Genomic DNA, 14691 nt, shown 5'->3' with positions numbered 1-14691 from the left:
ACGGGCGCAGCCTCGTGGTGTTCGGTCGCAAGAGCTTCGCCCGTACCCTCATCCGCCCCTCATGAGGAATCGGATTTCACTAGGCTTCGCTCGTACCCTCATCCGCCCCTTCGGGGCACCTTCTCCCGGTGGGAGAAGGAGGGTCCTGTCTTCGCTTTTTTTCTACTGTAGCCAGCCATGAACAGCCACTACCGTAAATCCCTTCCCGGCACCGCGCTGGACTACTTCGACGCGCAGGCCGCAGTCGATGCGATCAGCCCGGGCGCCTATGCCGGCCTGCCTTACGTGTCGCGGGTGTTCGCCGAGAACCTGGTGCGTCGCTGCGATCCGGATCTGCTGCACGACGCCTTGCTGCAGTTGATCGAGCGCCGCCGCGACCTGGATTTTCCGTGGTTTCCGGCGCGGGTGGTGTGCCACGACATCCTCGGCCAGACCGCGCTGGTCGACCTGGCGGGACTTCGCGATGCCATCGCCGAGCAGGGCGGCGATCCGGCCAAAGTCAATCCGGTGGTGCCGGTGCAGTTGATCGTCGATCACTCGCTGGCGGTGGAGTGCGGCGGCGACGATCCGCAGGCCTTCGCCAAGAACCGCGCGATCGAGGATCGCCGCAACGAGGACCGCTTCCACTTCATCGACTGGAGCAAGCGCGCGTTCCGCAACGTGGACGTGATCCCGCCGGGCAACGGCATCATGCATCAGATCAATCTGGAGAAGATGTCGCCGGTGATCTACGTGCACGACGGCGTCGCCTTCCCCGATACCTGCGTGGGCACCGACAGCCACACCCCGCACGTGGATGCGCTGGGGGTGATCGCGATCGGCGTCGGCGGGCTGGAAGCGGAAAGCGTGATGCTCGGCCGCGCCTCGTGGATGCGCCTGCCGGACATCGTCGGCGTGGAGCTGAGCGGCCGGCCGCAGCCCGGCATCACCGCCACCGACGTGGTGCTGGCGCTGACCGAGTTCCTGCGCCAGGAGCGTGTGGTCGGTGCGTACCTGGAATTCTTCGGCGAAGGCGCCGCCGCGCTGACCATCGGCGACCGCGCCACCATCTCCAACATGTGCCCGGAATACGGCGCCACCGCGGCGATGTTCTACATCGACCAGCAGACCCTGGACTACCTGCGCCTGACCGGGCGCGAGGAAGCGCAGGTGGCGCTGGTGGAGCAGTACGCGCGCACCACCGGGCTGTGGGCCGATGCGCTGGCCACCGCGCAGTACGAGCGCGTGCTGCGCTTCGACCTGTCGCAGGTCGTGCGCAACATGGCCGGCCCCAGCAATCCGCACAAGCGCGTGGCGACCACCGAGCTGGCCGCGCGCGGCATCGCCGACGCCACCAAGCTGGCCGCCGGCCAGGCCGAGCAGGCGCAGGGGCGCATGCCCGACGGTGCGGTGATCATCGCCGCCATCACCAGTTGCACCAACACCTCCAACCCGCGCAACGTCATCGCCGCCGGCCTGCTGGCGCGCAATGCGCGCGCACGCGGCCTGGCCCGCAAGCCATGGGTGAAGACCTCGCTGGCGCCCGGTTCCAAGGCGGTGCAGCTGTACCTGGAAGAGGCCGGCCTGCTGCCGGACCTGGAGGCGTTGGGCTTCGGCATCGTCGCCTTCGCCTGCACCACCTGCAACGGCATGAGCGGCGCGCTGGATCCGCGCATCCAGCAGGAGATCGTGGAGCGCGACCTGTACGCCACCGCGGTGCTGTCGGGCAACCGCAACTTCGACGGGCGCATCCATCCCTACGCCAAGCAGGCGTTCCTGGCCTCGCCGCCGCTGGTGATCGCCTACGCCATCGCCGGCACGGTGCGCTTCGACATCGAGAAGGACGTGCTGGGCACCGACGCCGACGGCCGCGCGGTGCGGCTGAAGGACATCTGGCCCAGCGACGCCGAGATCGATGCGGCGGTGCGTGCCGCGGTGAAGCCGGAGCAGTTCCGCCGCGTCTATGCGCCGATGTTCAACGTGCGCGTGGAGCAGGGCGCGCCGGTGGCGCCGCTGTACGCCTGGCGCCCGCGCAGCACCTACATCCGCCGCCCGCCGTACTGGGAAGGCGCGCTGGCCGGCGCGCGCACGCTGCGCGGCATGCGCGCGCTGGCGGTGCTCGGCGACAACATCACCACCGACCACCTGTCCCCGTCCAACGCGATCCTGGCCGACAGCGCCGCCGGCGAATACCTGGCGCACATGGGCGTGCCGGAGGAGGACTTCAATTCCTACGCCACCCATCGCGGCGACCACCTCACCGCGCAGCGCGCCACTTTCGCCAACCCGAAGCTGATCAACGAAATGGCGGTGGTCGATGGCAAGGTGAAGCAGGGCTCGCTGGCCCGGCTGGAGCCGGACGGGCAGGTGCTGCGCATGTGGGAGGCGATCGAAACCTACATGGCGCGCAAGCAGCCGCTGATCGTGATCGCCGGCGCCGACTACGGCCAGGGTTCCTCGCGCGACTGGGCGGCCAAGGGCGTGCGCCTGGCCGGGGTCGAGGCGATCGTGGCCGAGGGCTTCGAGCGCATCCACCGCACCAACCTGATCGGCATGGGCGTGCTGCCGCTGCAGTTCCTGCCGGGCACCACGCGTACGACCCTGGGCATCGACGGCAGCGAGACCTTCGACGTGGTCGGCGCGCGCACGCCGGGCGCCACGCTGACCCTGCGCATCGTGCGCAAGGACGGCGCCGTGGTGGAGGTGCCGGTGCTGTGCCGCCTGGACAGCAACGAGGAAGTGTCCATCTACGAGGCTGGCGGCGTGCTGCAGCGCTTCGCCCAGGATTTCCTCGAGGACGCCCGCAGCGCCTGAGCCGGCTGCCGCTGTCATCGGGCGCGTGCCATGCTGGCCGCGCCCGCCACCGCCGAGGAGACCGCCATGACCACGTCCGCCGCCACCACCGCGACCGTCCACCTGCATCGCGTGCTGCGCGCGCCGGCCGAGCGCGTCTACCGCGCCTTCCTGGAGCCGGCGGCGCTGGTCAAATGGCTGCCGCCGCATGGCTTCGTCGCCACCGTGCATGCGCTGGACGCGCGGGTGGGCGGCAGTTACCGGATGAGCTTCACCAACCTCGGCACCGGCACCAGCAGCGCCTTCGGTGGAACCTACCTGGAACTGGTGCCCGGCCAGCTGATCCGCCACACCGACCGCTTCGACAACCCGGACCTGCCCGGCGAGATGATCGTGACCGTGCGGCTGCGGCCGGTGGCCTGCGGTACCGCGCTGGAGATCGTGCAGGAAGGCATCCCGCCGCAGATCCCGGTGGAGTTCTGCCATCTCGGCTGGCAGGAGTCGCTGACCCTGCTGACGCAACTGGTCGAGCCCGAGATTCCCGATTCGCCCTGATCCGCCGTCTCTTCTTTTCGTACGCACCCGGAACCGCCATGGCCCACGCTCCGCAACTCCGCATCCCCGCCACCTACATGCGCGGCGGCACCTCCAAGGGCGTGTTCTTCCGCCTGCAGGACCTGCCCGCGACGGCGCAGACGCCGGGCCCGGCGCGCGATGCGCTGCTGCAGCGGGTGATCGGCAGCCCCGATCCCTATGCCAAGCAGATCGACGGTATGGGCGGGGCGACCTCCAGTACCAGCAAGACCGTGATCGTGGCGCCGAGCACGCGCCCGGACCACGACGTGGACTATCTGTTCGGCCAGGTGGCGATCGAGCGCGCCTTCGTGGACTGGAGCGGCAACTGCGGCAACCTCTCCGCGGCGGTGGGGCCGTTCGCGATCGCCGCCGGGCTGGTGGATCCGGCGCGGATTCCGCGCGATGGCGTGGCCACGGTGCGGATCTGGCAGGCCAACATCGGCAAGACCATCGTCGCGCAGGTGCCGATGACCGACGGCGCAGTGCAGGAAACCGGCGATTTCGAGCTGGACGGGGTGACCTTCCCGGCGGCGGAGATCGCGCTGGAATTCCTCGACCCGGCCGCCGACGAGGATGGCGCCGGCGGTGCCATGTTCCCCACCGGCCACCTGGTCGACACGCTGGAGGTGCCCGGCGTCGGCAGCTTCCAGGCGACCCTGATCAACGCCGGCATTCCCACGATCTTCCTCGAGGCGCAGGCGCTGGGTTACCAGGGCACCGAACTGCAGGACGCGATCAATGGCGATGCGCAGGCGCTGCAGCGCTTCGAGACCATCCGCGCATACGGCGCGCTGCGCATGGGCCTGATCGCCACGCTGAAAGACGCGGCGACCCGCCAGCACACGCCCAAGGTCGCCTTCGTCGCGCCGCCGGCCGACTACATCGCCTCCAGCGGCAAGCCGGTGGCGGCCGCCGACATCGACCTGCTGGTGCGGGCGATGTCGATGGGCAAGCTGCACCACGCGATGATGGGCACCGCGGCGGTGGCGATCGGCACCGCCGCGGCGATCCCCGGCACCCTGGTCAACCGTGCCGCCGGCGGCGGCGAACGCACCGCGGTGCGCTTCGGCCACCCCTCGGGCACCTTGCGGGTCGGTGCCGAGGCGCGCCAGGTGGACGGCCAGTGGACCGTCACCAAGGCCTTGATGAGCCGCAGCGCGCGCGTGCTGATGGAAGGCTGGGTGCGGGTGCCGGAGACGCCGGCGGGTTGAGCCGGCAGGCCGTGCGGAGGCGCCAGCGCCGCACGGCGCAATCAACGGTGGCGGGACCGCTCAACTGCAGTCCGCGTTGAGCGACGGGTAGGCCGTGTTGAGCAGCCACTTGCCCGCCGTGCCTTTCGCGCCCGAAGAGTTGGCGTACCAGAAGCAGACCTTGACCGGGGTGAACTCGGTCCACTCGGTGCAGATGTTGTTCTTGCCGACTGCGGTGCAGGTCCAGCCCGACGTGACGCCGACGGTGGCCGCATCGGCGATGTCCCTTTTGCCGCCGCTGGTGCCGCATTCGGCATGTGTGCCGGCTGCGCCACGCCAGGCGTCGAACGCGCCCTTGAAGGTCGCCCAGTTGGCGAAGGCCGATTTCCCAAGCTGGCTCTGGTCGCCGCTTTTCGGAAGCGGGCTCCGTGCATCGCGCATGTGCAGGCCGACATGGCCGCCCTGGCCGCCGGCAGCGCGGTTGGCGGTATCGGACGCGGCGCTGGCAATGATGTTGTCCTTGTCGGCGCAGGGGGTGAGGGCTTGGGCGGAGCAGGCGACCAGCGTCGCGCAGAACGCGGCGACGAGGGACAGGGATCGGGGTGTGAACATCGGGGTCTCTCCAAAGGCAGCGCGGATGCGCGTTCTTCAGACGTCAGTAGCGGTCGCTGTGTGAAGCGGCGCGTCGGATGCGATGCCATTTCGTGCTGCCCGGTTGGGCTTGCGGCAGCGGGATGGCCTTTTGCTGCTGGCCTTTCGGCCGCGGGCGCAGGACATGCGGTTTGGCATGGGCGCTCGGAGGAGCGGCGTGGCATGGTTGAAGCATTGCCGTGGCGTGTTGCTTCCACCGGCGCTCAAAAACGGCCTGCAGCCTGAGGACTTCGCGCGTCGGGACTGAAGTCCCTCCCACAAGGCATCTCGCGGTTCCATGCTCCGCCGCCACTGCCACTGCCACTGCCACTGCCACCGCCATCGCCATCGCCATCGCCACCGGCGACTGCGACTGTGCGCTGTGCATGCCCTTGTGGGAGGGACTTCAGTCCCGACGCAACCAAAAGCGGCTGCGGCCATCCGAAAAGGGAAGCCGGCCGGGGCCGGCAGGCGAGCAGCCCCGCAACGGCCCCGCTTTTGCCAATCCCGACTCCCCAATCCCAAATCCCCGCCTCCCCAGGTGACGCCGGCCGCCGCAGGTTGTATATTTTGTGTTAATTATGCTGCGGCGCGGCAAGGACTCGGCGCGCTCCCGATTACGCCCACCCATCCCGGAGTTCCCATGTCTGCCAGTTGGTCGCTGCGCGCCAGTGCGCTTGCCGTTGCCGTCGTTTCCGCGCTTTCGTTCCCCGCCGTCGCCCAGCAGGCGGACAGCACCGACGGGGTCGCCCGTCTGGACACGATCAAGGTCACCGCCGAGCGCCGCGCCGAGGACTCCAAGGACGTGCCGGTGTCGGCCAGCGTGCTGCGCCCGGAATACTTGGACGCCATCGCCACCAGCGGCTCGGACGTGCGCGTGCTGGCTGGCAAGGCGCCCAGCCTCAACGTCGAGTCGTCCAACGGCCGCGTGTTCCCGCGCTTCTACATCCGCGGCTACGGCAACACCGACTTCAACACCTACGCCTCGCAGCCGGTGTCGCTGATCTATGACGACGTGGTCGCCGAGAACGCGTTCCTGAAGGGCTTCCCGATCTTCGACCTGCAGAGCCTGGAAGTGCTGCGCGGTCCGCAGGGCACGCTGTTCGGCCGCAACACCCCCGCCGGCGTGGTCAAGTTCAACTCGGTCAAGCCGACCATCGGCGCCAACGACGGCTACGCCAGCCTGTCCTACGGCACCTACGGCACCATGACCATGGAAACCGGCCTGAGCGTGGCGATGGGCGACAAGTGGGCCGCGCGCCTGTCGGCGCTGGGCCAGCGCCGCGGCGACTGGGTCGACAACACCATCGACAACCGCTCCTTCGAAGGCTACATGGACTCGGCGGTGCGCCTGCAGGTGCTGTTCCAGCCGGGCGAGGACTTCAGCGCGCTGTTCAACGCGCACGCGCGCCACCTCGACGGCACCGCGCGGCTGTTCCGCGCCAACATCTTCCAGCCGGGCACCAACCAGCTGGTCGCCGGCTTCGATCCGGACAAGGTGTCCATCGACGGCAAGAACACCCAGGAACTGCAGACCTACGGCGGCAGCGCCAACCTGACCTGGGACCTGGGCGACATCGTGCTGCACTCGATCACCGGCTACGAGGGCATCGGCAAGTACTACAGCCGCGGCGACATCGACGGCGGCTACGGCGCGGTGTTCGCGCCGCCGTCCGGCCCCGGCGTGATCCCGTTCCCGGTGGAGACCGCCGGCGGCATCAAGAACCTGGACCAGTATTCGCAGGAGCTGCGCGCCGAGTCGCAGTACGCCGGGCCGCTGAACTGGCAGGCCGGCCTGTACTACTTCAACGATTCGGTGGAAGGCGAGAACTACACCTACAACACCCTGGCCGGCGGCACCCTGTCCAGCTACCAGCTGACCCGCCAGCGCAACACGTCGTGGGCGGCGTTCGGCTCGCTGAACTACGCGGCCACCGAGCGCCTGAACCTGCGCGCCGGCATCCGCTACACCTACGACAAGAAGACCTTCGACGTGCTCGCGCTGGACCGCGTGACCCTGCAGCAGCCCTCCAGCGGCAGCACCGACAATTCCAAGGTCACCGGCGATCTCAGCGCTACCTACACCATCAACGACGACGTCAACGTCTATGCGCGCGCCGCCCGCGGCTTCCGCGGCGCCAGCTTCGGCGTGCCGTCGGCCACCGCGCCGCTGACCGTGGCCGCACCGGAGACCGTGGACTCCTATGAGATCGGCATCAAGTCCGACCTGTTCGACAAGCGCGCGCGCCTGAGCTTCGACGTCTACGACTTCAAGGTGAAGAACCAGCAGCTGACCGCGGTCGGCGGCGCCTCCAACGACGTGCGCCTGCTCAACGCCAAGGCCTCCAAGGCGCGCGGCGCCGAGTTCGACTTCGAAGCGCTGCTGACCCAGAACCTGCGCATGACCTTGGGCGGCGCCTACAACTGGACCCGCATCGAGGACCCGACCCTGTCGGTGGGCGTGTGCCGCACCTGCACCGTGACCGATCCGATCAACGCCTCCGGCCGCGCGCTGATCGACGGCAACGTGCTGCCGCAGGCGGCCAAGTGGATGGGCAACGCGACCCTGCGCTACGGCATCCCGGTCGGCGACGATGCCGAGTTCTTCTTCTTCACCGACTGGTCCTACCGCAGCGAGATCAACTTCTTCCTGTACGACTCGCGCGAGTTCGTCGGCCAGCCGCTGCTCGAGGGCGGTGCCAAGATCGGCTACAACTGGGGCGCCGGCGCGTACGAGGTCTCTGTGTTCTGCCGCAACTGCACCAACCAGATCCGCGCCACCGGTGCGATCGACTTCAACAACCTCACCGGCTTCATCAACGATCCGCGCATCGTCGGCGCACAGTTCCGCGCCAACTTCTGATCCGCGGCCTCGCCGTTGCAACACCGACCGCCGGCTATCATGCCGGCGGTTCTTTTTTGGGAGACGCGCATGCGCGTGCTGAAGCAATGGGCGGCGTCGGCGCTGCTGATCGCGGCCGTGTGGGTGAACGATGCGACGGCGGCCACGGCGGCAACAACGGCCGCGTCGCTGCAGAAGGTGGTGGTGTCCACCGACGTCGGCGACGACATCGACGATGCGTTCGCGCTGGCGCTGCTGTTGCGCAGTCCGGAGCTGCAGGTGCTGGGCATCGCCTCGGCCTGGGGCGATACCGGCCTGCGCGCGCAGCTGCTGCAGCGGCTGCTGCAGCAGGCCGGCCGCAGCGACATCCCGCTGGCGATCGGCCAGCGCACCGACAGCACGATTCCCTTCAGCCAGGCACGCTGGGCAGCCAAGGGCACGCTGCCGCGCAAGGCGCCGGATGCGGCGCAGTTCATCCTGGACCAGGCGCGGCGCCATCCCGGCGAAGTCACCCTGCTGGTGCTCGGCCCGCTGACCGACGCGGCGCGCGCGCAGCAGCGCGACCCGGCCGGCTTCGCCCAGCTCAAGCAGGTGGTGCTGATGGGTGGCTCGGTGCGCGCGGGCTACGGCAAGTCGCGCTACCGCCCGCCGAGTCCGCCGGCGGCCGAGTACAACATCGCCGCCGACATCCCCGCTGCGCAGCGCGTGTTCGGCGCCGGCGTGCCGATCGTGATGCTGCCGCTGGACGCCACCCAGGTGACCCTGGAGGAGCCGGAGCGGGTGGCGCTGTTCGCCCATGGCGAACCGCTGACCGACGCGCTGGCGCAGCTCTACTACCAGTGGCGCGACACCGACCAGCCCTGGGCCAGCGCCACCCCGACCCTGTTCGACGTGGTGCCGGTGGCGCAGTTGCTGGATCCCGGCCTGTGCCCCACCGTGCCGCTGCGCATCGTGGTCGACGACAAGGGCTATACCCGCGAGATGCCGACGGCAGACGCGCCGGGCGCCGCGGCCAAAGCGCAGGTCTGCCTGGCACTGGACCGGCCGCGGCTGATCGCGCTGTACATGCAGCGGCTGCTGCGCTGACGTGTGGTCGCGACAAGCGGGGCAGTGGGCTGATCCGTTGCACTGCAGTCGGGACTGAAGTCCCTCCCACATGGGGCGCGCGCCGCGGGTGCTGTCGGCATGAGCGATCGGATTGACTCTCCTGTGGGAGGGACTTCAGTCCCGACGAGTGGAGCCATCGGCGCATCCACTGCCGCCGCGCCGGCACCGAAGTCCCTCCCGCATGACCTCGAACGAAGGTGCGCGGGTACTCAGGGTAGAAGCGGCTTCGGCCGCGACGGGCGTTCCCGGGGATGCCTGTCGCGGCCGATGGCCTGGGGCCATGTAGAGCTGGGGGCTCCACGGCGGCCGGTGGCGCGGTTGCGGGACGTGCTTCCGCGCCGACGGCGGCCTGCCGCGCACACGCCGACGGATGGCGCACCTTCGCCTCTCCAGCCGTCGCGCCGGCGCTTTATACTCGCGCCACATTCACGGAGCGAACGCATGCACACGGATTCGAAGCGGCGCTGGGCGGGCCTGCGCGCGGGGTTGATGGGGACGTTCTTGCTGCTGGGCCTGGCGTTGGCGCTGGGCGGCTGCAAGCGCAACGAATCCGGGCAGTTGCCCGAAGCCAGCGGCGAGCCGGTGAAGGGGCAGAAGGAAGCGATGAAGGGCTTCGGCCTGGTCCGCGCCTATCCCGACCAGAAGAGCGACGGGCTGTCGCTGGCGCTGGAGTTCTCGCGGCCGCTGGTCGGCACCCAGGATTTCGACAAGCTGCTGCGCTTCGAGGAGAAGGTCGGCACCGACGAGAGCGCCTGGTCGCTGTCCGACGACGGCAAGACCCTGCGCTACCCCTACGTGGAGGCGGCCAAGGACTACACCGTGGTGATCTCGGCCGACCTGCTGGCCGCCGACGGCAGCCGCCTGGGCAAGCCGCTCAAGCAGAAGGTCTACACCGGCGAACTGACCCCGGCGGTCGGCTTCGCCTCGCAGGGCAGCGTGCTGCCGGCGCGCGAGAGCCGCGGGCTGCCGGTGGTCTCGCTCAACGTGCCGGAAGTGGACGTGGAGTTCATGCGGGTCAAGGAGGGCGCGCTGCCGACGTTCTTCGCCCAGTACCAGCGCGGCGGCCGCCGCGGCACCTGGGAGCTGGACAGCGACTATGGCGAGCACACCCCGATCTCGCAGATGGCCGACTCGGTCTACGTCAACCGCTTCGTGCTCGGCGGCGACAAGAACGAGCGCGCGCTGACCTACCTGCCGATCCAGGAGATCAAGGAACTGCAGGCACCGGGCCTGTACTTCGCGGTGCTGCGCCGCCCCGGCAAGTTCGACAACGAATACGACACCGCCTTCTTCACCGTCAGCGACATCGGCCTGCACGCGCGCGCCTACAAGGACAAGCTGTTCGTGCACACCGCCTCGCTGCAGAGCGGCGAGCCGCTGAAGAAGGTGGAGCTGCGCGTGCTCGGCGCCGACGGCGAGCTGTTCCTGAAGGGCCAGACCGACGACAACGGCAACGCGCTGCTGAACTACACGCTCGACGCCGGCCAGGTGCTGGTGGCGCGCAGCGGCACCGACCTGTCGATGCTGCCGTTCAACCAGCCGGCGCTGGACCTGAGCGAGTTCGCGGTGGCCGGGCGCGAGAACGCCTGGTTCGACGTGTTCGCCTGGTCCGGCCGCGACCTGTACCGCCCCGGCGAGACCGTGCGGGTGTCGGCGCTGCTGCGCGACAACGACGGCAAGCCGGTGCCGACCACCGGCAAGGGCGCGCAGCCGGTGTTCCTACGGCTCAAGCAGCCCGACGGCAAGATCTTCCGCGAGACCCGGCTGCAGCCGGGCGAGCAGGGCTACTTCAGTTTCGAGCAGCTGATCCCCGCCGATGCGCCGACCGGGCGCTGGCAGGTGGAGTTCCGCACCGACCCGACCAGCAAGGAAGCGGTGCAGGGCATGACCCTGCGCATCGAGGAGTTCCTGCCCGAGCGGATGAAGCTGGACCTGGACAGCACGCAGAAGACGCTCAAGCCGGGCGAGCCGTTCAAGCTGCAGGCCACCGCCGCCTACCTGTACGGCGCGCCGGCGGCGGGCAACCGCTTCACCGCCAAGCTGGCGGTGGCGGTGGAGCAGCATCCGGTGGAGGCGTTGCCGGGCTACTTCTTCGGCGACCCGACCCTGCAGTTGCCGCGCGAAGCCAAGGACGTGGTCGATACCGAATTCGGCGCCGACGGCAAGCTCAGCGAGGACCTGGCGCTGCCCGACGAGGCCAAGCCGACCAGCACCATCGCCGCGCTGGTCTCGGCCAGCGTGTACGAGACCGGCGGCCGCACCGTCACCCGCACGCTCAAGCGCGTGCTGTGGCCGGCGCCGGCGCTGGTCGGCGTGCGCCCGCTGTTCGACGACAAGGACGGTGCCGACGCCAACGCCAACGCGCGCTTCGAACTGATGCGCGTGGATGCGCAGGGCAAGCCGCAGCCGGCCAAGGGCCTGAAGGTGACCCTGGTGCGCGAGCTGCGCGACTACCACTGGGCGTTCACCGACAACCGCTGGGACTACGACTTCACCCGTCGCTTCGAGAACAAGCAGACGCTCACCGTCGATGCCGGCGCCAGCGCCGCCAAGTTCGACTTCCCGGTGGAGTGGGGCGAGTACCGGGTGGACGTGTTCGACCCGGCCACCGGCCTGACCACGCGTTATCCGTTCCATGCCGGCTGGAGCTGGAACGACGACAACCGCGGCCTCGATGCGCGTCCGGACAAGGTCAAGCTGGCGCTGGACAAGACCGGCTACAAGGCCGGCGACACGCTCAAGGTCACTCTGACCCCGCCGCACGCCGGCCCCGGCCTGCTGATGGTCGAGAGCGACCGCATGCTGTACGTGCAGGACATCGACGTGAAGCCGGGCAGCACGTTTGAGATCCCGGTGACCAAGGACTGGGAGCGCCACGACGTCTATGTCACCGCGCTGGTGTTCCGCGGCGGCTCGGCGCCGAGCAAGATCACCCCGGCGCGCGCGGTCGGCGTGGCCTACGTGCCGATGGACCGCAAGGCCCGGCGCGTGGCGGTGGGCCTGGTCGCGCCCAAGCAGATGCGTCCGGAGCAGCCGCTGCCGGTGACGGTGAGCGTGCCGGAACTGGCCGGCAAGCAGGCGCACGTGACCATCTCCGCGGTGGACGTGGGCATCCTCAACATCACCCGCTTCCCGGTGCCCGACGCCAATGCGCAGTTCTTCGCGCAGCGGCGCCTGGGCGTGGATGCGTACGACATCTACGGCCGGGTCATCGAGAGCTTCGAGGGCGGCACCGGCAAGCTGCGCTTCGGCGGCGACATGGCGCTGGCGGCGTTGCCGCAGGCCAAGCGGCCGACCGCGCGGGTGCAGACCGTGGACCTGTTCTCGGGCCCGGTGCAACTGGACGCCAAGGGCAACGCCCGCGTGCAACTGCCGGTGCCGGACTTCAACGGCACCCTGCGCGTGTCGGCGCTGGTCTATTCGGACGAGCGCTACGGCAACCGCGACGTGGAGACCCTGGTGCGCGCGCCGATCGTGGCCGAGGCCAGCATGCCGCGGGTGATGGCGCCGGGCGACCGCAGCACCGTGACCCTGGACGTGCAGAACTTCACCGGCCAGCCGGGCGAGTTCAAGGTGCGGGTGGATGGCGAAGGCCCGCTGGCGATCGCTGACAACGCGCGCAGCGCCAAGCTGGGCAAGGACGGCAAGGCCACGCTGAGCTTCCCGCTGGTGGCGCAGGAAGGCTACACCGTGGCCAAGGTGCGGGTGCGGGTGGAAGGCAATGGCTATGCCGCCGACCGCCGCTACGACCTGCCGGTGCGCGCGGCGTGGCCGTCGGTGCTGCGCACGCAGACCCGCGTGCTGGACACGCTGGCGCCGGTGACCCTGGGCGCCAGCGATGCCGAAGGCCTGATGGCCGGCTCGGTCAACGCGCGCATGCTGGTCAGCGCCTTGCCGCCGATCCCGTTCGCCAGCGCCCTGCAGGGCGCGCTGGAATACCCCTACGGCTGCGCCGAGCAGACCACCAGCAAGGGCTACGCCGCGCTGCTGCTCGACGACGCCACCGCGCGCCTGCTCGGGGTCAAGGGCCTGGATGCGGCCACGCGCCGCGCGCGCATGGAAGGTGCGTTCGGGCGGCTGGCTTCGATGCAGGTGTCCAGCGGCCACTTCTCGATGTGGGGCGACGACGGCTACGTCAATCCGGGGCTGACCCCGTACATCGCCGAGTTCCTGCTCGATGCCAAGGACGCCGGTTTCGCGGTGCCCGACAACGTGCTGCAGAAGGCGTTGAACCGGCTCAGCGAGGATCTGCTGTCCGGCGGCAACAACTTCTACGGCCAGGACCGCCGCGAGAACCTGAAGTTCGCCAATCAGGCCTGGTCCGGCTACGTGCTGGCGCGGGTCAACCGCGCGCCGCTGGGCACGCTGCGCGCGCTGTACGACAACGACCGCAGCAAGGCGCTGACCGGCCTGTCGCTGGTGCACCTGGGCGTGGCGCTGTCGCTGCAGGGCGACAAGAAGCGCGGCGAAGCGGCGATCGCCGCCGGTTTCGCCAAGGACAGCGCCGACCGGCCGCGTTACTTCGGCGACTACGGCAGCGTGGTCCGCGACGATGCGCTGATGGTCGCGCTGCTGCACGAGCGCGGCCTGGCCAAGCCCGAGTACGACGCGCGGGTGATGGCGCTGGGCCGCGAGCTGGACGCGCGCCGCCGCGGCGGCTGGCTGTGGCTGAGCACGCAGGAGCAAGTGGCGCTGGCGCGCATGGGCAAGGCCTTGCTCAACAGCCAGACCGCGCAGGTGTCCGGGCAGTTGAGCATCGGCGACAGCAGCGAGGCGATCGCCCCGGCCAAGGCCTTCGGCCGCCAGTTCGGCGAGGCCGAGCTGGCGCGCGGCGTGCACTTCGTGCCGCAGGGCCAGCCGCCGCTGTACGCCAGCCTGGAGATCGCCGGCGTGCCGCGCACCCCGCCGGCGGCCGACGACAGCACGCTGAAGGTGGAGCGCAGCTTCTACGGCACCGACGGCAAGCCGTGGACGCCGCAGCCGCTGAAGGAGGGCGAGGCGCTGATCGTGCGCGTCACCATCACCTCCGACACCAGCATGCCCGACGCGTTGCTGACCGACCTGCTGCCGGCTGGCCTGGAGATCGAGAACTTCAACCTGGGCGACGCCAAGCAGTGGGCCGACGTGGTGGTGGACGGCATCGAGATCAGCGACCGCTCCAACGCCGCCGACGTCAAGCACGAGGAGTTCCGCGACGACCGCTACGTGGCCGCGCTGAGCCTGTCGGCGGGCAGCAAGGCGCAGGTGTTCTACCTGGTGCGCGCGGTGACCCCGGGCACCTACACGGTGCCGCCGTCGCTGGTCGAGGACATGTACCGTCCCGACCTGCGCGGGGTGGGGCGCAGCAACCCCGGCACGATCAACGTCGTGCAGCCCTGACCTGCTCCCCTCTCCCTTCGGGAGAGGGGCCGGGGGTGAGGGTCCGACCGCCAGGGCGCCTAACAGCAACGCCGCACCAACTCCCCTCTCCCCCCGGGAGAGGGGCAGGGGGTGAGGGTCCGACCGCCAGAGAACCCCACCAGCAACCCCGCACCAGCCCCCAGGGGCCGGGGATGAAGGGACGCCGGCCAGCAC

7 protein-coding genes are annotated in these 14691 nt (G+C 69.7%); 6 read left to right on the top strand and 1 reads right to left on the bottom strand.

Annotated elements, in window-relative coordinates:
* The first annotated feature begins 177 nt into the window (after nucleotides 1-177).
* From acnD to prpF, 3 genes are all read left to right on the top strand, one after another.
* The gene (acnD, locus tag CEK69_RS00150) at nucleotides 178-2793 is read left to right on the top strand and encodes a Fe/S-dependent 2-methylisocitrate dehydratase AcnD (protein WP_152243082.1); all 2616 of its coding nucleotides are present in this window, start codon (nucleotides 178-180) and stop codon (nucleotides 2791-2793) included.
* Nucleotides 2794-2859: 66 nt separating this feature from the next.
* Complete coding sequence (locus CEK69_RS00145) at nucleotides 2860-3327, top strand: SRPBCC family protein (RefSeq protein ID WP_225851712.1); 468 nt, start codon at nucleotides 2860-2862, stop codon at nucleotides 3325-3327.
* A 38-nt stretch (nucleotides 3328-3365) separates the two neighbouring features.
* Nucleotides 3366-4559, top strand: a complete 1194-nt coding sequence (gene prpF, locus CEK69_RS00140) for a 2-methylaconitate cis-trans isomerase PrpF (protein ID WP_152243080.1) — start codon at nucleotides 3366-3368, stop codon at nucleotides 4557-4559.
* A gap of 60 nt (nucleotides 4560-4619) precedes the next feature.
* Here prpF and CEK69_RS00135 read toward each other — a convergent pair whose 3' ends face one another.
* A complete protein-coding gene (locus CEK69_RS00135) occupies nucleotides 4620-5150 on the bottom strand; it encodes a hypothetical protein (RefSeq protein WP_152243078.1) in 531 nt (176 codons plus the stop codon).
* A gap of 661 nt (nucleotides 5151-5811) precedes the next feature.
* Here CEK69_RS00135 and CEK69_RS00130 point away from each other — a divergent pair.
* The 3 genes from CEK69_RS00130 to CEK69_RS00120 all read left to right on the top strand — a co-directional run bounded on the left by CEK69_RS00130 (nucleotide 5812) and on the right by CEK69_RS00120 (nucleotide 14496).
* Nucleotides 5812-8031 carry a TonB-dependent receptor gene (locus CEK69_RS00130; protein WP_152243076.1) on the top strand — a complete coding sequence of 740 codons (2220 nt, stop codon included), beginning with the start codon at nucleotides 5812-5814 and terminating at the stop codon, nucleotides 8029-8031.
* Between the two features lie 69 nt (nucleotides 8032-8100).
* Nucleotides 8101-9096, top strand: a complete 996-nt coding sequence (locus CEK69_RS00125) for a nucleoside hydrolase (protein WP_152243074.1) — start codon at nucleotides 8101-8103, stop codon at nucleotides 9094-9096.
* Nucleotides 9097-9606: 510 nt separating this feature from the next.
* Nucleotides 9607-14496, top strand: a complete 4890-nt coding sequence (locus CEK69_RS00120; protein ID WP_193313846.1) for an alpha-2-macroglobulin — start codon at nucleotides 9607-9609, stop codon at nucleotides 14494-14496.
* Nucleotides 14497-14691: the final 195 nt, after the last annotated feature.

The organism is Xanthomonas sp. LMG 12462, from assembly GCF_009192885.1.
GTDB lineage: Bacteria > Pseudomonadota > Gammaproteobacteria > Xanthomonadales > Xanthomonadaceae > Xanthomonas_A > Xanthomonas_A sontii.
This window is presented reverse-complemented; position numbering and strand designations above follow the sequence as displayed.

Coding starts and splice junctions, on each gene's coding strand:
- prpF (WP_152243080.1), top strand. CDS start 3,366: ATGGCCCACGCTCCGCAACTCCGCATCCCCGCCACCTACATGCGCGGC.
- acnD (WP_152243082.1), top strand. CDS start 178: ATGAACAGCCACTACCGTAAATCCCTTCCCGGCACCGCGCTGGACTAC.
- CEK69_RS00135 (WP_152243078.1), bottom strand. CDS start 5,150: ATGTTCACACCCCGATCCCTGTCCCTCGTCGCCGCGTTCTGCGCGACG.
- CEK69_RS00130 (WP_152243076.1), top strand. CDS start 5,812: ATGTCTGCCAGTTGGTCGCTGCGCGCCAGTGCGCTTGCCGTTGCCGTC.
- CEK69_RS00120 (WP_193313846.1), top strand. CDS start 9,607: ATGGGGACGTTCTTGCTGCTGGGCCTGGCGTTGGCGCTGGGCGGCTGC.
- CEK69_RS00125 (WP_152243074.1), top strand. CDS start 8,101: ATGCGCGTGCTGAAGCAATGGGCGGCGTCGGCGCTGCTGATCGCGGCC.
- CEK69_RS00145 (WP_225851712.1), top strand. CDS start 2,860: ATGACCACGTCCGCCGCCACCACCGCGACCGTCCACCTGCATCGCGTG.